This is a genomic window from Mesorhizobium sp. M0045, from assembly GCF_040323385.1.
Taxonomy (GTDB): domain Bacteria; phylum Pseudomonadota; class Alphaproteobacteria; order Rhizobiales; family Rhizobiaceae; genus Mesorhizobium.
The window spans coordinates 61,723-85,181 of the sequence record NZ_JAMYUY010000019.1; the positions used below are offsets into that span (position 1 = coordinate 61,723).

Here is a 23,459-nt window from a genome sequence, read left to right on the forward strand (position 1 = left end):
CTTTGTATCGCGAGGCCAAATCCCATGGAATCCGCTGAGAAACTATCCGTCACCGTAACACCCGCCATGGCGCGTATGATCCGCGAAAAGGTCGAGGACGGCTCCTATGGATCGGCGAGCGAGGTCGTCCGCGCGGCTCTTCGCGCCTTCCAGCGCGAAGAGGAAGAACATGCCGAGCGCATGGCCTCGATCCGGGCGCGCGTGAAGGCCTCGATCGAGGACGCAAGGCCAAACGTTTCAGGCGAAGAAGTTCGTGGCCGTCTTAGGGAATTCGTCGCGCAGTATTCGAGCCGCGCCGATGATTCGGCGGCTTGAGGTCGAATATCGCGAAGACGCCAAAAATAATTTGGCCGATATTTTCCGGCATATTGTTGAGGCTGGTGGAAATCCTGACGTTGCATTGAAATTCGTCCTGCGCGTCGAAGATCGATGTCAAACATCGGCAATGCACCGCGTGGCGGCCGGCCGCGCGGCGACATTGCGCCAGGATTGCGAACGGTGCCGTTCGAGCACTCGGCTATCATCGCCTATGTTGTCGACGATGATGTCGTCCGCATCGTCAACATCTTCTATGGCGGTCGCGATTATGAAACGCTGATGCGCGATGGCGGATCGAGTGATCCATCATGATGGAAACTGCTCAGCCGGGCCGATGCTCGCCGCAGGCCGGATTTCCTCATTAGCAATCAGCCTTCACACAGCCGGCCAGCCCCGCGTCGCGCGCCGGAACAAGAGCCAATGCCGGCGCAAGGCCGAAAGCCGCACCGCGCCATCAAGCGGTGAATGGCGGGAGCCGTCCATCTTGTCGAGATAGGCGCGCGTCAGAGCCAGCGGCAGAAAGGCCGGACGCAGTGAAACCGGCAGGGTGGACGCCCCCTGCTCGAAAGCGGAAAGATGCTCGCGTGCCAGCGCGATCATCGCGGCGACCGCGCGTTCCGCGCCCGGCCCGCCGTCACCTGTAACGAACTCTTGCGGCGACGATCCCGCCGCAGCCAAAATATCGGCCGGGACAAAGCACTGTCCCCGCTTGCGATGCAGCGGCAGCAGAAGCAGGAGACCGGTCATCGCCTGCGCACAACCTGCCCTGCCGGCAAGTTCGGCAAAGCGTGGTGCTTGGACCGGATCGAGCACCATCGCCGCAAGCTGGATGAGTGCTGCGGCAGTCTCGCCGCAATAGCCTTCGAGGTCGGTGCGCGACGGCATCGGGTCGTCATAAATATCGAAGATGCGCGCTTCGAGCATATTGTCGAAAGCGGCCTTGGGGAGGCGGTGAGCGGAAATCGCCGCCCTCAGCGCGTCCGCCACGGGATGGCCGACCTTAGCCCCATCCTCTTCGGCGGCGATGACGTCGCGCCACCATTGCAGCCGCACCTCGCCCGGCAGCGCCTCGTGGATGCGATCGCGTATGCCGGCGACTTCGGCATTGAAGGCATAGAGCGAAAACAGCGCGTCGCGCTTGTTGTCGGGCGCGTAGAGCACGCTGAGATAGCGGTCATGGTCGGCGGCACGCACCGTCTCCATGACGAGTTTGGTGTTTTCGGCCACGTCAGTCGACGGCGATGAGCGCTGCGGCCACGGCGCGATCTTCCGCCAGCAGCACATTATAGGTCCGCACCGCCGCCCCCGTCGACATCGGATCGGCGGAAATGCCCGCTTCTTTCAGCGCGGCCCGCAGCGCTGCAGGCAATGGCCTCAGATCCTTGCCGCTGCCGACCAGCAGGATCTCAACCTTGGCGGCCTCGTTGAACAGCTTGGCGAAATCCGCCGCCGTCAGCGCGAACGGATCGGCCGGCTCCCAGCCATAGATGCCAGATGGCAGGCACAGCAGCGAGCCGCGATGCGACATGTCGGCAAAGCGGAAACCGCCATTGCCGTAAGCCTCGATCGGTGCGCGGCCTGGGAAATGCGCCTCGCGGATGACGATGCCCTTGGCCACTTTTGAGGCAAGCCGTCAGGTAGCTATGGCTTTGCCGCCGCCCACCGGCTTTTCCTCATCGGACGCTGTGGCCTGCGGCCGCAGCTTGAACAGGATAAGCAGTGGCGCGGCGATAAAGATCGACGAATAAGTGCCGAACACGACGCCGAACAGCATCGCCATGGTGAACGAGCGGATCACCTCGCCGCCGAACAGCACCAGCGCCAGCAACGCCAGGATCGTCGTCACCGAGGTCAGCGTCGTCCTCGACAGCGTCTCGTTGATGGCGTTGTTCAGCAGTTGCGGCAGCGGCATTCGCTTGTATTTTCGCAGATCCTCGCGAACACGGTCGTAGACGACGATGGTGTCGTTGAGCGAATAACCGATGATGGTGAGGATCGCCGCCAGCGACGACTGGTTGAATTCCAGGCCGGTGATAACGAAGAAGCCGATCGTCATGACCACGTCGTGCACGGTCGCAACGATGGCGCCGACCGCGAACTGCCATTCGAAACGGAACCAGACATAGATCAGGATGCCGAGCAGCGCGATAAGCATGGCGATGGTGCCTTGCTTGGCAAGCTCGCCCGAGACCGTCGGCCCCACCACTTCGACGCGGCGGAAATCATACTGATCCTGCAGCTCGCCGCGCACCTTGTCGATGACGGTCTGCTCAGCGTTCTCGCCGCCCGCCTGCGTGCCGACGCGGATCAGCACGTCGTTCGGTTCGCCGAACTGCTGAACCTGCACCTCGCCGATATTAAGTTCCGTCAGCCTGCCGCGGATGTCGGCCAGATCGGCATTGCCGGCCTTGGACTGCACCTCGATCAGTGAGCCGCCCTTGAAATCGATGCCGTAATTTATGTCGATGGTCATGAAGCCGATGACCGACAGCACCGAAAGCACGCTGGACAGTGTGAACGTCCAGCGGCGAATACCCATGAACGGAATTTTCGTGCCTGGTGGAATGAACGTCACAGGCGCCCGCGGCAACTCCTTCGGACGGGCGCGGCGAAGCCAGATCGACACGAGCAGGCGGGTGAAGGTGAAGGCGGTGAAGACCGTGGTCAGGATGCCGATGGCATAAGTGACGGCAAAGCCCTTCACCGGCCCGGTTCCGAGCCAGAACAGCACCACGGTCGCGATCAGTGAGGTCACGTTGGAATCGACGATGGTCGCCAGCGCCTTGCTGAAACCGGTATCGATTGCCTGAATGACCGAGCGGCCGGCACGTCGCTCCTCGCGGATGCGTTCATAGATGAGAACGTTCGAATCGACCGCCATGCCGATGGTCAGCACGATACCGGCGATACCGGGTAGGGTCAGTGTCGCTCCAAGCAGCGACAGCAGCCCGACGATCATCGCCACATGCACCGCCAGCGCGATGTTGGCGAGGAAGCCGAGGAAGCCGTAGGCGACGAACATGAATGCCACCACCAGGATCGACCCGATGATGCCGGCGACCTTACCGGCATGGATGGAGTCCTGGCCAAGTCCCGGCCCCACCGTCCGCTCTTCGATCACCGTCAGCGTCGCTGGCAAGGCGCCGGCGCGCAGCAGCACGGCGAGATCGTTGGCGCTCTCGGCGGTGAAATTCCCCGATATCTGTCCGGTGCCGCCCGGGATCGGTTCACGGATCTGCGGCGCCGAAATCACCTGATTATCGAGGATGATGGCAAACAGCTTGCCGACATTTTGTGCGGTCGCCTGGCCGAACCGCTGCGCCCCTTTCGAATCGAACCGGAACGAAACAACCGGCTCGTTGGTCTGGGAGTTGAAGGTCGCCTGGGCATCGACGAGGTTTTCGCCGGAAACGATGACGCGGTTCTCGATCAGGTACGGAACCGGCGGGTCGTCCTGCGAATACAGCACCGAGGATCCCGGCGGCGGACGGCCGTTCAGAGCGTCCTGCACCGGCATCGATTGGTCGACCATCTGGAAGGTCAGCTTGGCAGTCTGGCCAAGAATTTCCTTCAGCCGTTGCGGATCCTGCAGACCAGGCACCTGCACCAGGATACGGTCGTCGCCTTGGCGCTGCACGATCGGCTCGGTGGTGCCGAGTTCGTTGACACGACGCTCGACAACCTGGATCGCCTGCGTCAGCGCCGTCGAGGTGCGATATTTGATCCCCGCATCGGTGACGGAGAATTTGAGCAGGCCGGGCTCGGAATCATCCAGCGTCATCTCCTGGATGGAGCCGCCGCTGAACAGGCCTGCGGCCACCGGATTGGTCAATGGTTTCAAGGCTGTCTTGGCAGCGTCGATCTGTGCGGGATCGGTGATGCGGACCTGCACCGTGCGGCCCGTTCCGGAAAGGCCGGTATAGCCGATCTTGGCATCGCGCAGCAGCGTCCTGATTTCGTCGCGCGTCGTCTCCAGCCGATCCTTGATCAGATCGTTCGGATCCATCCTGAGCAGGATGTGCGAGCCGCCCTGCAAGTCGAGGCCGAGCGTCATCTGCCGCTTCGGCACCCAGTCGGGCAACTTGGCCAGCGTGCTGGCGGAAAAAAGGTTGGGCGCAGCGAGGACCACTGTGGCCGCCACGGCCAGCCAGATCAGGATCATCTTGAAGCGCGAAAAATAAAGCATATGGCGTCGTCCGTCAGGGCGTACTGGCGGATCGTTCCGCCGACAATTCGGTTATTTCTTGGCGTTCTGGTTCGCTACCGGCTCGCCCTTGACGCGCACGTCGGCGATCGTCGAGCGCAGCGCCGTCACCTTGGTACCGCCGCCAAGGTCGATCTCGAGCTCGTTATCGTCGATCACCTTGGTTACCTTGCCGACCAAGCCGCCACCGGTGACAACGGTGTCGCCGCGGCGAACCGCCGCCAGCATCTCGCCGCGCTTCTTCAGCTGCGTACGCTGCGGCCGGATGATCAGAAAATACATGATCACGAAAATCAGAGCAAACGGCACGATCTGGATAAACATTGCGGACGAGTCCCCGCCGATGCCTTGGGCGTATGCCGGTGTCACGAACATCGAGGTACTCCTGAATTTTAAAAACAGCCGCAAACCGTTCTGGGAATTTGACGGCCCCGCCAAATTTGGCCGGAATATAGTCGGTAACGTTGCCAATGCAACTGCGCGGCCGGGCAAATCGGCTGCTTTTCCGGCCTGGTGAGCCGTGTTAGAGGGTGATCCCGAAAAGCGACGCTCGGTTTTCGCAAAAGATGATGCCCGAACAAATGCTTGGGACGAGTTTCGAAACCGCTGAAATCAGGTAGGTTGGCCTGCCGCACCGTCCCGAATGCGAACAAAAAGACAAGAGATGACCGACAGCACCATCGATATCCTGAGCCAGAAGCTCGACCGTCTGATCGAGGCGATCGCCCGCCTCGCGCCACCGCCGGTGCCGCAAACCGACCTCGGCGACGCCGATTGCTTCGTCTGGCAGGCCGATCCCGGCTATCTGGAGCCGGTGCTCAAGGTCAACCGCGTCGACATCGGCCTGATCCGCGGGGTCGACCGCGTCCGCGACATATTGGTCGACAATACCGAGCGCTTCGCCTCCGGCTATGCCGCCAACAACGTGCTGTTGTGGGGCGCGCGCGGCATGGGCAAATCGTCGCTGGTCAAGGCCGTGCACGCCGCGGTCAACGCTTCGACCAAGCTCGACCTGCCGCTCAAGCTCATCGAGATCCATCGCGAAGACATCGACACGCTTCCGAAGCTGATGAGCCTGCTGAAGACAGCGCCCTTCCGCTTCATCCTGTTTTGCGACGACCTGTCATTCGACCATGACGACACGTCCTATAAATCGCTGAAGGCAGCACTTGAAGGCGGCGTCGAGGGCCGCCCGGCCAACGTCATCTTCTACGCCACCTCGAACCGGCGGCATTTGTTGCCGCGCGACATGATCGACAATGAGCGCTCGACGGCGATCAATCCGTCCGAAGCGGTCGAGGAGAAGGTTTCGCTGTCGGACCGCTTCGGCCTGTGGCTTGGCTTCCACAAATGTTCGCAGGACGAATATCTCGACATGATCGACGGCTATGTCCGCCATCACGATCTCGCCATCGATCCCGAGACGCTGCGCGCCGAGGCGCTGGAATGGGCGACGACGCGCGGCAGCCGTTCGGGCCGCGTCGCCTGGCAGTTCACCCAGGACCTGGCTGGCAGGCTCGGCAAGCCGCTGAAGGATTAGCCGCTCAAGGACTAACAGCAGAAGAAGCCCGCACCTTGCGGAGCGGACTTCCTCGGCGGGCTGAAGGTCAGGTGGCCCGCAAATCGCTTTTCGTCGTCTATTCGAGATAGGTCGAAGGATCGACCGGCGCCGAGTTCTTGCGCACTTCGAAATGCAGTTTCGGCGAGTCGGTGGTGCCGCTCATGCCGGACAGGGCGATTTCCTGGCCGCGCTTGACCTTCTGGCCGCGCTGCACCTCGATCGAGCTGGCGTGGCCGTAGACAGTGACCAGACCGTTTTCGTGCCGCACCAGCACCGTGTTGCCGAATTCCTTGAGGCCGTCACCGGCATAAATGACGACACCGTTTTCAGCCGCCTTGACCGGCGTCCCCTCGGGCACGGCAATGTCGACGCCGTCCTTGCCGCCGCCGAAGCTTGAGATCACGCGGCCGCGCACCGGCCAGCGCATCTTGCCGATGCCGGTCGCGTCCGGCGCCACCGCATCGTCGTCCTCGGCCTGCTGGATGACTTTCGCATCCTTCTTCGGCGGCGTGTAGGAGGCGAGCGTCTGCGTCGGCGTGGCCTTGGCCGGCGGCTGGGTGGTGGCCGTCGTCACCGGATCGACCTTAGCCGGCTTCGCACCGGCGACGACAGCGGTTCCGCCTGCCGGCACTTTCAGGGTCTGGCCGATCTTGAGCAGTCCATCCTGCATGCCGTTCGCCTGCTTCAGCGCAACAACGCCGACGCCGGTCTTTCTGGCAATGGCGGACAGCGTATCGCCTTGCTGAACCGTGTAAGTGCCGCCGGCACCGGCCGGCTTGGCCGTCGCCGAAGCCACCTTCGCCGCAGTCTTTCCATCCTTCGGCTGGCTCGCGGCAGCCGAGGCGTCCACCTGCGCGGCAGACTTGCCTTCCCTGAGCTTCGGTTGCTGCGGCAGCACGGCCACCTTCTCCGGCGCGTCGGCCGGCTGGTCGTGCCTGGTGCCGTTCGCGGGCTTGGCATCGGCGACTTTTGGCGCGGCGCCGTTGCTCGAATACGCATAGGCCGGGATGACGAGCTTCTGGCCGGTCTTCAGCCCCTTCGTCGCGCTCAGGCCGTTGACTTTCATGATGGCATCGGCCGGCACGCCGTAGCGCCGCGACAGCCCGGAAATGGTCTCGCCGTCCTTGACGACGATCTCGGTTGCATGTGGCGCGCCGGCGGCTGTCGCCATGCGCGGCGCGTCGGGCTCGGCGTTCTTGAACGGCCTTGCCGCCGGAGCGACGGTGCCGGTTGCCGTCCTGTCGACAGGAGGAGCGGCAGGTGCCAGGGCCGGCGCGGCAGCGGTACGCACCGGACGGGCGGCAGGCGCCAGCGCGGGAGCCGGCGGCGGCAATTGCTGTGCCGTGACCGGTTCGAGGCTTGAGCGGCTGACCGACTGGGTGTGGCTGCCGTCGATCGGCGCGGCCGCAACATCGCCCGGATAGGGCTGGGCAGCATCCTGCTTGTCGATGATGGCGCGCTGGTTGTTGGTCGAGGCGGTGAACACGTCGTCGACGCTGTTGAACCGCGCCACCTGGGAACTACACCCTGTCGCAGCGCCTGCGATCATGAGGACGGCGCAGCCACGCGCCAGATTGCGTCCGTTTGCCTTCAAAACACTGAATTGCATCGCACTAACCCGCACAGACCCGGTACAACTGAGTGTGATTAAAGCGCGTTAATGTTACCGGTCGGTTAAACCTGTAGAATCAGGCGCAAATTTTCTTAAAATATTCCAGGATCCGGGCGCCGGGTGTGCCGAGATTCAGGTCAGGCCGAGCCGAAAATGGTGGGTTCCGAGAACCGGAGCGGAGCGTACTTTTGGGTACGTGAGCACCGGAAGCGGAGGAAGCCGCCATTTGCAGGCCGACCTCACCTGAATATCGACACAGCCTAGATGACGGCGGCGACACCGTGCAGGATCGGCTGCAGGCGCACCAGGCCGATATCCTCGCGTTCGAAGCGGCTGCCGACCTTGGTAAGCTTGGCCAGCACCTGCTCGCCCTCGTCGGGTCCGATCGGCGCGATGACGATGCCGCCGCTCGACAATTGATCGAGGAGAAAGCGCGGCAGGCTGTCGAAGGCCGCCCAGGCAACGATGCGGTCGAACGGCGCTTCGTTGGCCAGCCCGTTGGAACCGTCCGCCTGACGCACGATGACATTGCCGATGGCGAGTGCCTCAAGGCGCTGCCGGGCCTGTTCGGCCAGCGTCTTGTAACGGTCGATGGTGACGATCCGCGCGGCAAGCCGCGACATCACCGCCGCCGTGTAGCCCGACCCGGTGCCGATCTCGAGCACGCGGTTGCCCGGCTCGATCGCAAGTGCCGCGATCACCGCCGCCTGCAGGTCGGCGCCTTCGATGGCCTCGCCGCATTCGATCGGCAGCATACGGTCCGACCAGGCTATGGAATGAAAATGCGGAGACAGAAAGCCGCGCCGCGGCGTCGCCTCAAAGGCGGCGATCAGCGCCTTCGGCACCGTGCCCCTGCCGCGCAGGCGAAGCAGGAAGGCAGCGAAACCTTCGCGCTCGTCGACCGTTGCAGCGTGGTTTGAGTTCATGCGAGCGCCTTGGCCAGTTGATCGCGGATTTCATGCGCGGTGAGATCGAGCTGCAGCGGCGTCACCGACACCAGCCGATTGCGCAAGGCATGGAGGTCGGTGCCTTGCTTGCCTTCGACGGGCTCGCGGCCGAAGCGTAGCCAATAGTATGGCAGGCCGCGCCCGTCGCGCCGCTCGTCGACCCACAGGCTGTGGACCAGCTTGCCCTGCGAAGTGACCACGATGCCGCCGATCTCTTGCGGCTCGCAATTCGGAAAATTGACGTTGAGCAGCACACCGTCCGGCAACGGCATGGCGACGAGCTTTTCGAGCAGCGCCGGTGCCAGCGCTTCGGCGGTCTCGTAGGGAACGACGCGGTCCTCGCCAACATAGGAATAGGCCTGGCTGATGGCGATCGAGCGCACGCCGAGCAGCGCGCCTTCCATGGCGCCGGCGACCGTGCCCGAATAGGTGACGTCGTCGGCGATGTTGGCGCCGGAATTGACGCCGGACAGGATCAGGTCAGGCGCTTCGGGCAGGATCTTCTTCACGCCCATGATGACGCAGTCGGTCGGCGTGCCGCGCACCGCAAAGTGCTTTTCGCCGATTTTCCTGAGCCGCAGCGGCTCCGAGATCGACAGCGAATGCGCATAGCCGGACTGATCCTGTTCCGGTGCCACCACCCAGACGTCGTCCGACAGCGTGTGCGCGATGCGTTCGAGTGATGCAAGGCCCTCGGCATGGATGCCGTCGTCGTTGGTCAGAAGGATGCGCATTATGTCGATTCGATCTTTTCCAGACCGCCCATGTAAGGCCGAAGCGCTTCAGGAATGGTTACGCTGCCGTCCTCGTTCTGGTAATTTTCGATGACGGCAATGAGAGCGCGGCCGACGGCGGTGCCCGAACCGTTCAGCGTGTGGACGAAGCGGTTGCCCTTGCCGTCCTTGTCCTTGTAGCGGGCGTCCATGCGCCGCGCCTGGAAATCGCCGCATACCGAGCACGACGATATCTCGCGATAGGCATTCTGGCCGGGCAGCCAGACCTCGATGTCGTAGGTCTTGCGCACGCCAAAGCCCATGTCGCCGGTGCACAGCGTCACGGTGCGGAACGGCAGGCCGAGCCGCTTCAGCACCTTCTCGGCGCATTCGGTCATGCGCTCATGCTCGGCAACCGAAGTCTCCTGGTCGGTGATCGACACCAGTTCGACCTTGTAGAACTGGTGCTGGCGCAGCATGCCGCGCGTGTCGCGCCCGGCCGAGCCCGCCTCGGAGCGGAAGCACGGCGTCAGCGCCGTATAGCGCAGCGGCAGTTTTTCGTGCGGCGTGATCTCGTCGCGAACGAGATTGGTGAGCGGCACTTCGGCGGTTGGGATCAGGCCAAGCCTGCCGTCCCCGTGCCGAACGAAAAATAAATCCTCCTCGAATTTCGGCAGTTGGCCGGTTCCGAAAAGCACCTCGTCGCGCACCATCAACGGCGGCTGGATCTCTACATAGCCGTGCTCGGTGGTGTGCAGATCCAGCATGAACTGGCCGAGCGCGCGTTCCATCCGCGCCAGGCCGCTTTTGAGCACGGTGAAGCGCGAGCCGGAAAGCCGTGCTGCCCGCTCGAAATCCATCATGCCGAGCGCTTCGCCGATCTCGAAATGCTCCTTCACCCAGTTCGGCCGCGTCGGCACCTCGCCAACGACGCGCTTGACGACGTTGTCGTGCTCGTCCTTGCCGACCGGCACGTCGTCGAACGGCACGTTTGGCAGCACTGCCAACACATCGTTCAGCGCCTTGTCGAGCTCGCGCTCGCGCGCCTCGCCATTCTGGATGAAGGCCTTGATCTCGCCGACCTCGGCCTTCAGCCTTTCGGCAAGAGCGGCGTCGCCCGAGCGCATGGCATTGCCGATCTCCTTCGAGGCGGCGTTGCGGCGTTCTTGTCTGGCCTGCAGCTCGGTCAGATGCTCGCGCCGCGCCTCATCCGCCGCGATCAAGTCGTCGACCGTGGACCGCGCATCCTCAGCCGACCACGAGCGCTTCTGGAGCGCTTCGACAAGGGCCTTCGGGTTGTCGCGAATCCATTTGATGTCAAGCATGGTCTGTTCGTCCTTGAGTAGGCCAGAGGGGGTAAACCGCATCGATGCAAGGCGTCAAGGCAGAGTTCCTTCGCGCCGCCCCTCTGTCCTGCCGGACATTTCCCCACGGGTGGGGAGATCGGCCGTCACTGCGGCTTTCGCCAATCTCCGGCGCTGAAAAAGCAAGCCATCGGCGAAGTTGCCAATCTCCCCCCAAGTGGGGGAGATGTCCGGCAGGACAGAGGGGGGCGCTGTCCCGCCGACCTCAGGCGGCAACACCGGAACTTCAAAAGGAAGAAACAAAAAAACCCGCCCTGAGTGGGCGGGTTTTTGGAGCCAATTGGCACCATAGCCAAATTAGTAGCATAGCTGCCGGCACAAAGCAAGAACAAAGTTGCAGCGGTCGGAAGAAAGATGCTGTCCGCTTCAACCGAACCTACGTCGATGACGCGTCCGCCGGCTTGTCGGCCACCTCTTCCGTGGCGTCCTGTTTTTCGCGAGCCACACGGTCGCGCTCCTTGCTGCGCTCGATCAGCCGGGCCGACCAGATCGAGACCTCGTAGAGCAGGATCGTCGGAATGGCGAGGCCGATCTGGCTCATCGGGTCGGGCGGCGTCAGCACCGCCGCCACGACGAAGGCGATGACGATGGCCCATTTGCGCTTCTCGGCAAGGGCCGTGGACGACAGCATGCCGACCCGCGTCATCAGGCTTGTCACCACCGGCAACTGGAACACCAGGCCGAAGGAGAAGATCAGCGTCATGATCAGACTGAGATATTCGGACACTTTCGGCAGCAGCGAAATCTGCACCTGGTCATTGGTGCCGGTCTGCTGCATGGCGAGGAAGAACCACATCACCATCGGCGTGAAGAAGAAATAGACCAGCGACGCGCCCATCAGGAACAGGATCGGCGAGGCGATCAGGAACGGCAGGAAGGCATTGCGTTCGTTCTTGTAGAGGCCGGGCGCGATGAATTTGTAGATCTGCGTGGCGATCAGCGGAAAGGCTATGACCATGCCGCCGAACATGGCGAGCTTGACCTGGGTAAAGAAGAATTCCTGTGGCGCCGTATAGATCAGCTCGACCTTGTGCGGGTCGAGCCCGGCCCATTGCGTGGCCCATTTGAACGGAATGACCAGAAGGTTGAACAGCCGCTTGGCGAAAAAGAAGCAGACCAGGAAGGCGACGAAAAAACCGCCGATCGACCAGATCAAGCGCCGGCGCAGCTCGATCAGGTGCTCCATCAGCGGAGCCGACGATTTTTCGATCTCGTCCTTTTCCTTGTCCGAAACGCTCACTTGGCGGCTCCCGCCGTTTTCCTGGCGGCCGGCTTCTTCGCTGCTGACGCCGGCTTCTTCGCTGCTGGCGACTGCGGTTTCGGCTCAGCTTTTGCGGCGGCCTTTGGCGCAGCGGTCTTTGCCGGCTTGGCCGGCGCGGCGGCCGCGGCTTTCGCGGGCGCCGGCTTCTTCCTTGCCGTAGATGCTTTTTGCGGCACTGCCGCCGCAACCGTTTGCGCCTGCACGGCCGGCGCCACGACGGACTCGTCCGTCATCGCCGGAAAGATCGGCGTGGCCGGCGTAGGCTCCGGCGGGCTGACGCCCGGCATCGTCGTTGCGCCGTTGTTCAGCGGCTCGGCTGCCTGCTCCGTCGAAGCGGCGGCATCGACGGCCGGCTTGGGTTTCATCACGGCATCGACGCCGGAACGGACCTCGGCGGCGGCCTGTTCGAATGGATTGAGCTGCTTCCTGATCTCGGCTGCCGGATTGAGACTTCTCAGCGAATCGACCGACTTCTTGACGTCGTCGAGTTCGGCTTCCTTCAACGCGTCGTTGAACTGCCGCTGGAAATCGGAAGCCATGGCGCGCAGCTTCGCCGTCGTGCGACCGAAGGTGCGCAGCATGTTGGGCAAATCCTTGGGCCCGACGACCACGATCATGACAATCGCGATCACCAGCATCTCGGTCCAGCCGACTTCGAACATGGCTATACGTCCGACTAAAGTTTGGGCTCAGCCTTTGCTGGCCTTTTCCTTCGGTACCGAAACGGTTTCGTCGGCACGGTGTTCGACGGTGCGCTTGTCGTCGGCAGTCTCGTCGTCCGCCATGCCCTTCTTGAAGCTCTTGATGCCCTTGGCCATGTCGCCCATCAGCTCGGGGATCTTGCCGCGGCCGAAGACCAGCAGCACGATCACCAGAACGATCATCCAGTGCCAAATCGAAAATGAACCCATAGCAAATCTCTCTCGAACGGTTTCCCAGACGCTGATCTATGCGCTTTCGGGTTCGGATTCAAACAGAACTGCGACAGAGTTCATGAATGAGTCGCCGAAGTCACGCACTTTCGGCACGGCGGCCCGCTACCAATCGGCGCAGTTCCATCCTGCCTGTGGCTTTAAGATGGCGCTCGGCTCAATCTTCCGTGACGCGCGGCGTCAAAAGACCGAGTTCCTCGAGGTCGATATCCGTCAGCGGATCCTCGTCGTCGGTGAGCGCATCGGGGTCGGCCGGCGGCAGCGGCACCGAGAAATTCGACGGCATACGGCCGGACAGCAGCCCCGCACCCTTCAATTCCTCCATGCCGGGGAGATCGCGTATCTCCTCCAGCGCGAAATGGTCGAGGAAAATATCGGTCGTGCCATAGGTGACGGGACGGCCGGGCGTGCGGCGCCGGCCGCGCATCCTCACCCATTCGGTCTCCATCAGCGTGTCGAGCGTCCCCTTTGACGTCTCGACGCCGCGGATGTCCTCGATCTCGGCGCGCGTTACCGGCTGGTGGTAGGCGATGATCGCCAGCACTTCGAGGGCAGCGCGGGACAGTTTGCGCTGCTGCACCGTGTCACGGCTCATCAGGAAGGCGAGGTCGCCGGCGGTGCGAAACGCCCAGGCATCGCCGACGCGCACCAGATTGACGCCGCGCCGCGCATAGATCTGCTGCAGTTCGGCCATTGCCGCGGCAATGTTGATGCCGTCGGGCAGCCGCGAAGTGAGCTGTTTTTCGCTGACCGGCTCGGCGCTGGCGAAAACGATCGCCTCGGCCATCCGTACGGCCTCCGCCATATGCAGCCGCCCGCCAGGATTCCGCGACAAATTCTGCCCCTGATTTTGTGCCGGGTTCTCGGCGACCGCGCCTTGCTCGGCGTCGTCCTCGACCTTGAATGGAATGATCGAAGCGTTGGCGCGTTCGCTCATGATGTCACCTCGACTATCTTGATGGCCTGGGCGCGGCCGCGCAGATAAAGCGGCGCGAAAACTTGGTCCTGCCGCATTTCCATCTTGCCTTCGCGCACCAGTTCCAGCGTCGCCGCAAACGAGCTGGCAACCGCGGTGCGCCGCTCTTCCGGGCCGGCCAGATATTCGACCAGGAAACTGTCGAGCGCCGTCCAGTCGCGCAGCGACCCGATCAGCCTGGTCAGCACGTCGCGCGCATCCTTGAGCGACCACACGCCGCGCCTGGCAATCGTCACATTGGTGATCGCCTGCTTCTGGCGCTGCTGGGCATAGGCGGTCAACAGGTCATAGAGCGAGGCCGAATAGGCATTGCGCTTCTCGACGATCACCATCTCCGGCATGCCACGTGCAAACACGTCGCGTCCGAGCCGGTTGCGGTTGACCAGCCGTGCCGCCGCGTCGCGCATGGCCTCCAGCCGCTTCAGCCGGAACTGCAGCACCGCCGCCAGTTCCTCGCCGCTTTCGCCTTCGTCGCCGGGCTGCTTGGGGATCAGGAGCTTCGACTTGAGAAACGCCAGCCACGCTGCCATCACCAGATAGTCGGCGGCAAGCTCCAGCCTCAGCGCCCTCACCTTCTCGACGAATGCCAGATACTGTTCGGCCAGCGCCAGGATCGAGATGCGCGACAGGTCGACCTTCTGATTGCGGGCAAGATGCAGCAGAAGATCGAGCGGACCTTCGAAACCGGCCACATCGACGACCAACGCCGGATCGCCGGTCAGCCGGGAATCGTCGTTCTCGGCCCACAAGCGGTCCATCGGTGCGGCCTTGCCGGCCTTCAGGTCCAATGCTTCCGCCACTTCGCTTCCTTTGATGCTAGGCTACCGCGTCGAAATAACTGGCAAATTCGGCCCGAATCTCGGTCTCGTCCACAACGTCACGGTTCCTGATATAGGTCAGCGCCCGCTCCGCGCGCTCAAACGACTTGCCCTCAAGCCCGGTCGTTCGCGATGCAATGCCGGCCATCTCCTCGAACACGCCGTTGCAGTGAAGGACCAGATCGCAGCCCGCCGCAAGGATAGCGGCCGCCTTTGACGGGAAATCCCCAGAAAGTGCCTTCATCGAAGTGTCGTCGCTCATCAACAGACCATCGAAGCCGATTTCGCCGCGGATGATCTTTTCGATGACCTTGCCGGATGTGGTGGCCGGGTTCTTCGGGTCGATCGCGCTATAGATGACATGCGCCGTCATCGCCATCGGCAAATGGTTGAGCTCCCTGAATGGCGCAAAATCATGCCGCTGCAGGTCGCCGATCGAGGCGTCGACGGTCGGCAGTTCGAAATGCGTATCGGCGAAGGCCCTTCCATGACCGGGAATATGCTTCATCACCGGCAGCACGCCGCCCGCCATCAGGCCTTCCGCCGCGGCGCGACCCAATTCGATGACGGCGCGCGGCTCCTTGCCATAGGCGCGCGCGCCGATGACGTCGCTGGCGCCCTCGATCGGCACATCGAGCACCGGCAGGCAATCCGCCGTGATGCCGTAGCGCAGCAGGTCGAAGGCATGCAGCCGCGCCATCAGCCATGCGGCACGGGTGCCGGCGTCATGGTCGTCGCGCCACAAGGCACCGAGTGCACCGGCAGCCGGATAGTTCGGCGCAAGCGGCGGCCGCAGGCGCTGCACGCGGCCGCCCTCCTGGTCGATGAATACCGGCGCGTCCGCACGCCCGACGCAGTCGCGCATGGCGGCGACCAGATCGCGGATCTGCTCGGTCTCGCCGATATTGCGCGCAAACAGGATGAAGCCCCACGGGCATTCGTTGCGATAGAAACGGATCTCGTCGCGGGTCAGTGATTTCCCGGCGCAGCCGAGGATCATGGATTTTGATTCGGTCATGCGGAACAGTTTAGAGCTTCGCGACGACAAAGGGAATCGCCCGCAATTGCCTCCAAAGTTTCCGTTCACGCAAAAAAGCCGGCGCGGGCGCCGGCTTTTCGAGGGGCTTTAGTGCCGCTAGTGGGACACGAAGCAATTGCCGCCGGCAGCCTTGTAGCTGGTGCACAGTTTGATCGCCTCGTTGCGAGACTGCGCCGGAACGCGGACGCGGTAGAAGGTGCCCTTGCCGGCAATCTCGGCCTTGACGATGTTGGCGGTGCGGCCGGAAAGCACGCCGCCGTAGCGGCGCTGCAGATCCTGGTAAGTCGCCTGGGCGCTTTCGACTGTCGGCTGCGAAGCGATCTGTATCGACCACGAACCAGCGCCGGCAGCGGCCGGATCGATGGAAGCAACCTGATCGGGCTTGACCTCGCCGACCACGTCGACCGGCTGGTCGGACGGGCGCTGCGGCGCCACCGGAACCGTGGCCGGGGTGGTGGCCGACTGCTTGCTGGCTGACGGCTGGGCTTCAGCCTTTGTCTCGGGCTTGGGCGCCGGCTGCAGCTTGGAGGTTTCGGCCTGATCGCCGCTCGCCTGATCGCCACTCGGCTGGTCGCCAATCTTCGGGTCGCCAATTTTCGGGTCGCTTGTCATTTGGTCGATCAGGGGCACGGTGCCGGTCTGCGCGGCGGCGTCCGCCTGGGCGGCCGGAGCCACGTGCTGCGGCGCCGGATCGGCCGGCTCGGCAGCAGCCATCTGCGGGGCGGCAGGCGCCGGATCCTCGCGCGCCACCAGCGAGCCGTCAGGTTTCACGACCATGGTCCGTACCTTGCGCGGCGCAACGGCGACGGTCTCGGCACCCTTCTCGGCCTCCTGCAGAACCTGCGCGATGCGATCCTCGGACTTGGGCGCCGGTGCGGCGGCTACGGTATCGCCAGCCGCATTGGCGCCAAGCGCATTAGTGTCAGGCGCGCTGGTGTCACGCGCGTTGGTGCCAGACGCATTGCTATCGGACGCCTCGGTGCCGGGCGCGTCGATATCGTCTGCGGCATCGGGGTCATTGGGCGAAAGATCGACGACGCGGCTCTCCGGTTCGTTGGCCTTCAGGTCCACAGGCTCTTCGGTGTTGGTGACCAGCTTCTGCTGAACCGGCTCGGCGGGCTTGGCGCCCTTGGCCACAGCGTCATAAACCTTGTTGTCCTGGTTCGGCACGACAGTGCCGCCTGGATTCTCCGGCTTGATCTTGATCGGCCTGTTGTCGGCTTTGACGATGACCGGCGCATCGCCGCCGCTCTTGCCGCCGAGGGTCAACGCAAAGGCGCCAAGGCCTCCGGCGATCGCAACGGCGCCGACCACCGCACCTATCAGCAGCCCGCGCCTGCGCGGCTGCCTTTCGGCCTCGCGTGCCGCGAGGCCGGGAACCGACATCTCCTCGTCCAGTTCGGGATCGTAGTCGAGCTCATCGAAGGTGAAATCGTCGGCTTGCGAAACCGGCTGGCCGCCGGGCAACGATCCCAGATCGAAACCGTCCGCTGCATCCGCATAGGAAGCGGCTGCCGGGCTGACAGGGGCTTCCGCAGGCTTGGTGCCATAGGCGCGCGTCTCGCCGCGATCTTGCTTGTAGCCAGACGCGAAGCCGGGATCGTATTCATCGTCATAGCCAGCACTGCGCACTGGGGCCGGCGCTATATCCGTGGCATTCATTTCGGTGAGAAGGCTGGCAAAATCGGCATCGAGATCGTCGTAGGCGGGCGCCACCGGCTCGTCATCGTCGAAGTTGAGCTCCGGAATGTCGAGATCGTCCGCCAGCGCCACGACGCGCTCGGGCACGTCGACCGTCTCGACATCGGGCATCTCGTCATAGGCGGAAGGCTGTTGATGCGAAATTGGCGCAGCTTCCATGTAGGCGGGCCGATCTTCATAGGATGACCTATCTTCACGCGATGCCTGGCCTTCATAGGACGGCCTCTCTTCGACCGGTGCGGCCCGATAGGACGGCGTTGCAGCCGGCTGCGGTGGCGCCGGACGCGCCGAAGCCACCGGCTGGCTTGCAAAAGCGGGTTGAGGCTGTGCGACCGGCGTCACGCGGCTCCACGAGCGGGCCGGCTCGGGCGGCGTGGCGCGTGTCGTCAGCCAGTTCAGCGCATCGAGCGGGTCTTCTTCGGCAGCAGCTGCCGCACTCTTGTCGGCCGAGTCATGATCCAGACCGATGTTCCTGGCGAAGTCGGCGTCGAGCGCATTGTTGTCTAAATCACCCGTGGGTCCGGCAGCGGCTTCAACACCGAAATCCTCGCCTTCAAGCTCATCGAGGAGGACACTGCCAAGATCGGCGTCATCGGCGGCACTGGACTGCTGCGGCTCAGCGGGCTCGTGCTCGTCGAGTTCCCAATCCAGCTCGTCGACAGCATGCACCGGGTCGTTGGCGACGTCTTTGACCGCCGCCATTGGCTGTTCAGCAGCCACTGCTTGCTTCTGAATTACCGGCGCGATGGGCTGCTGAACAGCCATCACGGGCTTCTGGGCAGTCTGCTGGGCAGACTGCTGGCTTGTCTGAGGTTCGTTGACCGCTTGTGCCGGCCGTGTGCTCATCGCACCCAGCAGCGCGTTCAGTTCGTCCTCCAGGCTGCGTTCCTCGGCCACTGGGGCCGTTGGGACGACAGCGGCGGCCTGGGCCGCGGGTTCGGCTGCAACGACCTGCGCTACGGGCTGTTCGGGGTGCTCGGCAGGCGCATCGTCGAAGCTCAGATCGAAATCGTCGTCGAGCGCCGCTTCAGCGGCCGTGCCGGAAAGCCGGGCGGCCTCTGGCTCTTCGATCGACAGCTCTTCGATAAACTCTGGTTCTTCGATTTCGGCAGGCTCGTTCGCGCGAACGTCGAAGTCCATGTCGACATCGGCCATGGCATCATCGGCATGGCCGGCAAAATTCTCATCGGCCGCCTCAACCGGCGATGCCGGGGCGGCGTTATCAGCCGGCTCCTGCTCGTCGAACATCGGCTCGTCTTCGAGCGAGCTTGCAACCGCGTCGTCGAATGCGTCATCGAACGCAGGCGCGGCCGCTTGCGCCGCCGTTTCAACGGCGACCGCCTGCTCCATCGGCTCATGCTCTTCGAGCATCAGCTCGTCTTCGAGCGAGCTTGCCACGGCGTCGTCGAACTCAGGGTCCAAGGCGGGCTCGTCGACCGGCTCGATCGCCTCGGCCGCGGCCCTGGGTTCGTCCTCGCCGGTCACATCGTCGTCGAGCCGAAAATCCTGGTCGAGCGAGGCGGCAAGTTCGTCGTCACTCGAAAGGTCGTCCTCGAACGGCGACACGTCTTCGAGCGAGCCGGCGACGGCGTTATCGAACTCTTCATCGAACTCCGGCTCGACAGCGCGAGCGAACGCCCTTTCGGGGCCGGAGGCAATTTCGTCGGCGGCAACAGGAGCGGCCGCAACAGGAGCAACATCATCCACCGCACTGTCGTCGAACGCGAAATCCTGTTCGAATGAGGCAGCAAGCGCGTCCTCCATTTCGTCGGCGGCGGTCGGTTCGGGTGTCGGCTCGCGAAGCTTGGCAGGGGAAGCATTATCATTGGCGTCGGCGCCGAATTCGCCCATCAACTCCTTCTCGAGATCGATCTCGAAATCGCCCTCGTCCACCGACGGTTCGGCGGCAGCGGTTTTCGGCTGGGCCGGCGTTTGCGGTTTGACCGGCTGGCGCGGGTCGAACCCCATGATCCTGGTCAGTTCCGCGAACGGATCATCGTTGGCGATGTCGTTGTGGTCGGCTGCTCTCAGCTGGGTTCTGTCTGCCATTATTGTTCCCGAACTCGCACTCATTCGGACGCCATGGACGTCGCGTAGGGTTGGCCCTTACCAGCGCAATGTGGGCAAAAGGTGACAGGTTTTTTACTCAAACCTAACGCATTTCGGTGGGCGCATTGGCTCCGATCAGCGTCAGGCCGGACGTCAAAACGTCCGAAACAGCCTGCACCAGCCCTAGTCTGGCATACGTCAATTGTCGGTCGTTAACCTTAACAAAACGTAAGTCGGGATTGTCGGTGCCCCGGTTCCAGTGTCCGTGGAAGCTGGAAGCGAGTTCGTAGAGGTAAAATGCCAGCCGGTGGGGCTCGAGCGCGAGGGCCGCGGCTTCGATCAGCCGAGGATATTCGGCGAGCTTCCTGATCAGGCCGATCTCACCCTCGTCGGTCAGCAAAGCCACTTCGGCGGCCAGCTGGTTGCGGTCGAACATGGCCTCGCCCAATTGCTCGCTCGCCTGCCGGAACACCGAATGGCAGCGCGCCGAGGCATACTGCACGTAGAATACGGGATTATCCTTCGACTGCTCGGTCACCTTGGCGAAGTCGAAGTCGAGCGGCGCGTCGTTCTTGCGATAGAGCATCATGAAGCGGATCGGGTCGCGGCCGACCTCCTCGACCACTTCGCGCAAGGTCACGAACTCGCCCGACCGCTTCGACATGCGAACCGGCTCGCCGGCGCGAAACAGCCTCACCAGCTGGCAAAGCAGCACGGTAAGCTTGACCTCGTCGCCGGCAATCGCCCGGGCAAGCGCTTCCAGCCGTTTCACATAGCCGCCATGGTCGGCACCAAGCACATAGATCAGATCGACGAAGCCGCGATCGACCTTGTCCTTGAGGTAGGCGACATCGGCGGCGAAATAGGTGAAGGTGCCGTCCGACTTGACCAGCGCCCGATCCATGTCGTCTCCGACTGCGGTCGAGCGGAACAGCGTCTGCTCGCGGTCCTCCCAGTCGTCCGGCTTCTCGCCTTTGGGCGGCGGCAGCTTGCCCTTGTAGATGTGCCCCTTCAGCGTCAGGTCGTTGATCGCCGAGCGGATCTTCTTCGCATTGTTGGCATGCAGCGTCCGCTCGGAGAAGAAGACGTCGTGATGCACGTTGAGCAGCGCCAGATCCTCGCGGATCATCGTCATCATCGCATCGATCGTCCTGTCCTTGACGATGGCAAGCGCCTCCTCGTCCGGCATCTGCAGCAGGGAGCGGCCGAATTCGCTGGCCAGCGCTTGACCAACGGGGATCAGATAGTCGCCTGGATAAAGCCCGGCCGGAATGTCGCCGATCTCATCGCCAAGCGCCTCGCGGTAGCGCAGCATGACCGAGCGTCCGAGCACGTCGATCTGCGAACCGGCATCGTTGATGACATATTCTTTGGTCACGTCGTAACCGGCGAAGGCCATCAGATTGGCGAGCGCGTCGCCGACCACGGCACCCCGGCAATGGCCGACATGCATCGGCCCGGTCGGGTTGGCCGAGACATATTCGACATTGGTTTTCTTGCCGCCGCCGATCGTCGAGCGGCCGTAATTGCGGCCTTCGCCGAGCAGCGCCGTCAGATGCGCCTGCCAGAAGCCGTCCTTGAGCCTGAGATTGACGAAGCCCGGGCCGGCGATCTCGGCGGCCGCGATATCCTCGTCGGCGCGCAGCGCCTCAGCCAGCCTTTCTGCCAGCGCGCGCGGATTCTGGCCGGTCGGCTTGGCCAACACCATGGCAGCGTTGGTCGCGAGGTCGCCATGGCTGGCATCGCGCGGCGGCTCGACAGCGATGCGCGACAGGTCCGGCGACGCGCCATCCTTGTCTTTCAAATCAAGCGCTTCGACGGCCTTTATGATTCGCGCGTTGAAATCGGCGAAGATGTTCATTGCTGTGGCTCTGACGGTTTTGCAGGGGTCCGGCTCGCTGGCCGGCAAAATCGAGCCCGCCCTAGCTCAAATCCGGCGTATGGTCAAACAAACGCCTGTGTTCCTTGAGCGCATAAGTGTCCGTCATGCCGGCCAGGAAATCGGCAACACTGCGCGCCTTGACGCGGTCCTCTGCCCGGTCGAGCCCTTCGCGCCAGCCATCCGGCATGGCGCGCGGATCGGCGAAATAGACGTCGAACAGGTCTCGGACGATCTGGTCGGCCTCGGCGCGCACCCGCATGACGTCCGCGTGCCGGTAGAGATGCTTGTAAAGAAAGGCCTTCAGCTCCTTTTCCGATACGGCCGTCTCGGCGGAGAAGCTCACCATCGTCTCGCCGGCCGCCCTCACCGCTTCGGCGCTGTCAGGCTTGATGCGCGCCAGATTGGCCGTCGTCGAGATGATCACGTCCTCGACCATGATGGTGATCTGCCGGCGCATCAGTTCGTGGCCCGTGCGTACGTCATCTAGCGCCGGATAGCGCTGACGCACGCCCTTGAGGATCGACCCCGGCAGCGAAACGCCCTCCAGCATATCGAGCGTCAACAGCCCTGCCCTCAGCCCGTCATCGATGTCGTGGGTGTTGTAGGCGATGTCGTCGGCAATCGCCGCACACTGCGCCTCGATACCGGCGAAGCGGTCGAGCTCGAGGTCGTGCAGTTCGGAATAGTCGCGAATTGCCTGCGGCACCGGCCCCTTCAGCCCTTTGCCCTTGGCATCGGTCAGTGGGCCATTGTGCTTGACCAGCCCCTCCAGGGTTTCCCAGGTGAGATTCAGCCCATCGAACTCGGCATAGCGCCGCTCCAACCGCGTCACCACACGCAGCGACTGCGCATTGTGGTCGAAGCCGCCCCAGGCGGCCATCTTCTCATTCAGCGCGTCCTCGCCGGTATGGCCGAAGGGCGTGTGGCCGAAGTCGTGCACCAGGGCCACCGCCTCGGCCAGGTCCTCGTCGCCGCGCAGCGCCCGCGCCAGAGCGCGTGCGATTTGCGCGACCTCGATCGAATGCGTCAGCCTCGTGCGGTAATGGTCGCCTTCGTGTGCGACGAACACTTGCGTCTTGTGCTTCAGCCGGCGGAACGCCGTCGAATGGATGATGCGGTCGCGGTCGCGCTGGAACGGCGTGCGCGTCGGACTTTCCACCTCGTCGAACAACCGCCCGCGCGACTTTGCCGGGTCGCTAGCATAGGCCGCGCGCGGCCGATAGCCGAATCCGATGTCGCCCAACTCGTTGGTCATAGCGTATGCCGCAGTTGACTTGCCCCGTCGCGCTTCATACCTATCATACGAAACCGAATGCAAGGTGACGCCCATGGGCGCTGATGCCAAGACTGCCATGAAAGTCGAGATGACCGACGCCGCCGCCAGGCGGATCGCCAAGATTGTGGCGAGCGAAGCCGGTAAGACGGCGCTGCGCGTTTCGGTCGAGGGCGGCGGCTGTTCCGGCTTTTCCTACAAGTTCGATCTGGTCGACAGGCGCAATGATGACGACGTCGCCATCGAAAAGGACGGCGCCACCGTACTTATCGACGACCTGTCACTGGTCTACATGGGCGGCTCGGTAATCGATTTCGTCGACGATCTGATGGGCCAGTCGTTCCAGATCAGAAACCCCAATGCGGTCGCCTCCTGCGGCTGCGGCACCAGCTTCTCGATCTAGAAATGCCTCACATCGGCGCGGTCCGTCAGGTCGCGCTTTCCGCCGGGCGCGACCTCGATGCGACGCTGGCGTTTTGGCGCGAAGTGCTCGGCATGAGCCTGCACGCGCGTTTCGACCCGCCGGGCATCGCCTTCATCCTGGCCGGTGACGTGCGCCTGCTTTTCACTGACGGCCTGCCGGCCGGCACCGTCTATCTCGATATATCGGGCCTCGACGAGTTCCACGCTTCGGCAAAGGCCGCCGGCATCCCCTTCACCGCGCCGCCAGCGCTCGTTCATCGCGACACCGAAGGCCTGTTCGGCCAAGCCGGGGAAAGCGAATGGATGGCCTTCCTAAAGGACCCGGCAGGCAATACGATCGGCCTTGTCGAACGTCATCCACCGGATCGCTAGTCTCCGGACCACCA

General features: G+C 63.4%; 23 protein-coding genes. 6 read left to right on the top strand and 17 right to left on the bottom strand.

What is annotated here, in order from left to right:
• Positions 1-24: 24 nt before the first annotated feature.
• Positions 25-315, top strand: coding sequence for a type II toxin-antitoxin system ParD family antitoxin (locus tag NKJ72_RS24615; protein WP_352479779.1), 291 nt, complete (start codon positions 25-27; stop codon positions 313-315).
• Positions 316-429: 114 nt separating this feature from the next.
• A complete protein-coding gene (locus NKJ72_RS24620) occupies positions 430-630 on the top strand; it encodes a type II toxin-antitoxin system RelE/ParE family toxin (protein ID WP_352479780.1) in 201 nt (66 codons plus the stop codon).
• A 63-nt stretch (positions 631-693) separates the two neighbouring features.
• Here the strand turns inward: NKJ72_RS24620 and NKJ72_RS24625 are convergent, their stop codons facing one another.
• From NKJ72_RS24625 to yajC, 4 genes are read right to left on the bottom strand one after another with little or no spacing between them, the layout of a single operon-like run.
• Positions 694-1,521, bottom strand: a complete 828-nt coding sequence (locus NKJ72_RS24625) for a phytoene/squalene synthase family protein (RefSeq protein ID WP_502901892.1) — start codon at positions 1,519-1,521, stop codon at positions 694-696.
• A 25-nt stretch (positions 1,522-1,546) separates the two neighbouring features.
• On the bottom strand, positions 1,547-1,936 hold the full coding sequence (locus NKJ72_RS24630; protein WP_352479782.1) for an Mth938-like domain-containing protein: 390 nt from the start codon (positions 1,934-1,936) through the stop codon (positions 1,547-1,549).
• Positions 1,937-1,951: 15 nt separating this feature from the next.
• The gene (secDF, locus tag NKJ72_RS24635; RefSeq protein ID WP_254818330.1) at positions 1,952-4,504 is read right to left on the bottom strand and encodes a protein translocase subunit SecDF; all 2,553 of its coding nucleotides are present in this window, start codon (positions 4,502-4,504) and stop codon (positions 1,952-1,954) included.
• Between the two features lie 51 nt (positions 4,505-4,555).
• Positions 4,556-4,897: a preprotein translocase subunit YajC gene (gene yajC, locus NKJ72_RS24640; RefSeq protein ID WP_352451381.1), complete on the bottom strand. Its 342-nt coding sequence runs from the start codon at positions 4,895-4,897 to the stop codon at positions 4,556-4,558.
• Here yajC and NKJ72_RS24645 point away from each other — a divergent pair.
• Both NKJ72_RS24645 and NKJ72_RS24650 read left to right on the top strand, forming a co-directional pair.
• A complete protein-coding gene (locus NKJ72_RS24645; protein WP_254818400.1) occupies positions 4,803-5,039 on the top strand; it encodes a hypothetical protein in 237 nt (78 codons plus the stop codon). The genes yajC and NKJ72_RS24645 overlap by 95 nt on opposite strands.
• 147 nt (positions 5,040-5,186) lie before the next feature.
• Complete coding sequence (locus NKJ72_RS24650; protein ID WP_352479783.1) at positions 5,187-6,062, top strand: ATP-binding protein; 876 nt, start codon at positions 5,187-5,189, stop codon at positions 6,060-6,062.
• Positions 6,063-6,159: 97 nt separating this feature from the next.
• On the opposite strand, the gene NKJ72_RS24655 is transcribed toward NKJ72_RS24650, so the two are convergent.
• The 13 genes from NKJ72_RS24655 to NKJ72_RS24715 all read right to left on the bottom strand — a co-directional run bounded on the left by NKJ72_RS24655 (position 6,160) and on the right by NKJ72_RS24715 (position 22,632).
• The gene (locus tag NKJ72_RS24655; protein ID WP_352479784.1) at positions 6,160-7,692 is read right to left on the bottom strand and encodes a peptidoglycan DD-metalloendopeptidase family protein; all 1,533 of its coding nucleotides are present in this window, start codon (positions 7,690-7,692) and stop codon (positions 6,160-6,162) included.
• A 263-nt stretch (positions 7,693-7,955) separates the two neighbouring features.
• A complete protein-coding gene (locus NKJ72_RS24660; protein WP_352479785.1) occupies positions 7,956-8,621 on the bottom strand; it encodes a protein-L-isoaspartate(D-aspartate) O-methyltransferase in 666 nt (221 codons plus the stop codon).
• On the bottom strand, positions 8,618-9,376 hold the full coding sequence (gene surE, locus NKJ72_RS24665; RefSeq protein ID WP_352479786.1) for a 5'/3'-nucleotidase SurE: 759 nt from the start codon (positions 9,374-9,376) through the stop codon (positions 8,618-8,620). The genes NKJ72_RS24660 and surE overlap by 4 nt, the downstream gene beginning before the upstream one ends.
• Positions 9,376-10,680, bottom strand: a complete 1,305-nt coding sequence (gene serS, locus NKJ72_RS24670; protein ID WP_352479787.1) for a serine--tRNA ligase — start codon at positions 10,678-10,680, stop codon at positions 9,376-9,378. Before serS ends, surE begins: the two co-directional genes overlap by 1 nt.
• 415 nt (positions 10,681-11,095) lie before the next feature.
• A complete protein-coding gene (tatC, locus tag NKJ72_RS24675) occupies positions 11,096-11,959 on the bottom strand; it encodes a twin-arginine translocase subunit TatC (protein ID WP_254818322.1) in 864 nt (287 codons plus the stop codon).
• Complete coding sequence (tatB, locus tag NKJ72_RS24680) at positions 11,956-12,642, bottom strand: Sec-independent protein translocase protein TatB (protein WP_352479788.1); 687 nt, start codon at positions 12,640-12,642, stop codon at positions 11,956-11,958. The genes tatC and tatB overlap by 4 nt, the downstream gene beginning before the upstream one ends.
• Before the next feature lie 27 nt (positions 12,643-12,669).
• Entirely contained in the window at positions 12,670-12,891 is a 222-nt protein-coding gene (locus tag NKJ72_RS24685) for a twin-arginine translocase TatA/TatE family subunit (RefSeq protein WP_352479789.1), read from the bottom strand.
• 178 nt (positions 12,892-13,069) lie between these two features.
• Complete coding sequence (gene scpB, locus NKJ72_RS24690) at positions 13,070-13,849, bottom strand: SMC-Scp complex subunit ScpB (protein ID WP_352479790.1); 780 nt, start codon at positions 13,847-13,849, stop codon at positions 13,070-13,072.
• Entirely contained in the window at positions 13,846-14,646 is an 801-nt protein-coding gene (locus tag NKJ72_RS24695) for a segregation and condensation protein A (RefSeq protein ID WP_292664905.1), read from the bottom strand. The genes scpB and NKJ72_RS24695 overlap by 4 nt, the downstream gene beginning before the upstream one ends.
• A gap of 58 nt (positions 14,647-14,704) precedes the next feature.
• A complete protein-coding gene (nagZ, locus tag NKJ72_RS24700; protein WP_352479791.1) occupies positions 14,705-15,724 on the bottom strand; it encodes a beta-N-acetylhexosaminidase in 1,020 nt (339 codons plus the stop codon).
• 117 nt (positions 15,725-15,841) lie between these two features.
• The gene (locus tag NKJ72_RS24705; RefSeq protein ID WP_352479792.1) at positions 15,842-19,495 is read right to left on the bottom strand and encodes an SPOR domain-containing protein; all 3,654 of its coding nucleotides are present in this window, start codon (positions 19,493-19,495) and stop codon (positions 15,842-15,844) included.
• Between the two features lie 103 nt (positions 19,496-19,598).
• On the bottom strand, positions 19,599-21,356 hold the full coding sequence (gene argS, locus NKJ72_RS24710) for an arginine--tRNA ligase (RefSeq protein WP_254818316.1): 1,758 nt from the start codon (positions 21,354-21,356) through the stop codon (positions 19,599-19,601).
• Positions 21,357-21,417: 61 nt separating this feature from the next.
• Positions 21,418-22,632, bottom strand: a complete 1,215-nt coding sequence (locus NKJ72_RS24715) for a deoxyguanosinetriphosphate triphosphohydrolase (protein WP_352479793.1) — start codon at positions 22,630-22,632, stop codon at positions 21,418-21,420.
• A gap of 73 nt (positions 22,633-22,705) precedes the next feature.
• Between NKJ72_RS24715 and erpA the strand changes: the two genes are divergently transcribed.
• Complete coding sequence (erpA, locus tag NKJ72_RS24720; RefSeq protein WP_254818314.1) at positions 22,706-23,053, top strand: iron-sulfur cluster insertion protein ErpA; 348 nt, start codon at positions 22,706-22,708, stop codon at positions 23,051-23,053.
• A 2-nt stretch (positions 23,054-23,055) separates the two neighbouring features.
• Positions 23,056-23,445, top strand: coding sequence for a VOC family protein (locus NKJ72_RS24725; protein WP_352479794.1), 390 nt, complete (start codon positions 23,056-23,058; stop codon positions 23,443-23,445).
• Positions 23,446-23,459: the final 14 nt, after the last annotated feature.

Bases quoted from the DNA above. Each gene is read 5' to 3' on its own strand.
- argS (WP_254818316.1), bottom strand. From the start codon at position 21,356: ATGAACATCTTCGCCGATTTCAACGCGCGAATCATAAAGGCCGTCGAA.
- NKJ72_RS24625 (WP_502901892.1), bottom strand. From the start codon at position 1,521: ATGGAGACGGTGCGTGCCGCCGACCATGACCGCTATCTCAGCGTGCTC.
- erpA (WP_254818314.1), top strand. From the start codon at position 22,706: ATGGGCGCTGATGCCAAGACTGCCATGAAAGTCGAGATGACCGACGCC.
- serS (WP_352479787.1), bottom strand. From the start codon at position 10,680: ATGCTTGACATCAAATGGATTCGCGACAACCCGAAGGCCCTTGTCGAA.
- nagZ (WP_352479791.1), bottom strand. From the start codon at position 15,724: ATGACCGAATCAAAATCCATGATCCTCGGCTGCGCCGGGAAATCACTG.
- NKJ72_RS24725 (WP_352479794.1), top strand. From the start codon at position 23,056: ATGCCTCACATCGGCGCGGTCCGTCAGGTCGCGCTTTCCGCCGGGCGC.
- tatB (WP_352479788.1), bottom strand. From the start codon at position 12,642: ATGTTCGAAGTCGGCTGGACCGAGATGCTGGTGATCGCGATTGTCATG.
- NKJ72_RS24655 (WP_352479784.1), bottom strand. From the start codon at position 7,692: ATGCAATTCAGTGTTTTGAAGGCAAACGGACGCAATCTGGCGCGTGGC.
- surE (WP_352479786.1), bottom strand. From the start codon at position 9,376: ATGCGCATCCTTCTGACCAACGACGACGGCATCCATGCCGAGGGCCTT.
- scpB (WP_352479790.1), bottom strand. From the start codon at position 13,849: ATGAGCGAACGCGCCAACGCTTCGATCATTCCATTCAAGGTCGAGGAC.
- secDF (WP_254818330.1), bottom strand. From the start codon at position 4,504: ATGCTTTATTTTTCGCGCTTCAAGATGATCCTGATCTGGCTGGCCGTG.
- NKJ72_RS24705 (WP_352479792.1), bottom strand. From the start codon at position 19,495: ATGGCAGACAGAACCCAGCTGAGAGCAGCCGACCACAACGACATCGCC.
- NKJ72_RS24715 (WP_352479793.1), bottom strand. From the start codon at position 22,632: ATGACCAACGAGTTGGGCGACATCGGATTCGGCTATCGGCCGCGCGCG.
- NKJ72_RS24645 (WP_254818400.1), top strand. From the start codon at position 4,803: ATGATCACGAAAATCAGAGCAAACGGCACGATCTGGATAAACATTGCG.
- NKJ72_RS24620 (WP_352479780.1), top strand. From the start codon at position 430: ATGTCAAACATCGGCAATGCACCGCGTGGCGGCCGGCCGCGCGGCGAC.
- NKJ72_RS24615 (WP_352479779.1), top strand. From the start codon at position 25: ATGGAATCCGCTGAGAAACTATCCGTCACCGTAACACCCGCCATGGCG.
- NKJ72_RS24660 (WP_352479785.1), bottom strand. From the start codon at position 8,621: ATGAACTCAAACCACGCTGCAACGGTCGACGAGCGCGAAGGTTTCGCT.
- yajC (WP_352451381.1), bottom strand. From the start codon at position 4,897: ATGTTCGTGACACCGGCATACGCCCAAGGCATCGGCGGGGACTCGTCC.
- NKJ72_RS24685 (WP_352479789.1), bottom strand. From the start codon at position 12,891: ATGGGTTCATTTTCGATTTGGCACTGGATGATCGTTCTGGTGATCGTG.
- NKJ72_RS24650 (WP_352479783.1), top strand. From the start codon at position 5,187: ATGACCGACAGCACCATCGATATCCTGAGCCAGAAGCTCGACCGTCTG.
- NKJ72_RS24695 (WP_292664905.1), bottom strand. From the start codon at position 14,646: ATGGACCGCTTGTGGGCCGAGAACGACGATTCCCGGCTGACCGGCGAT.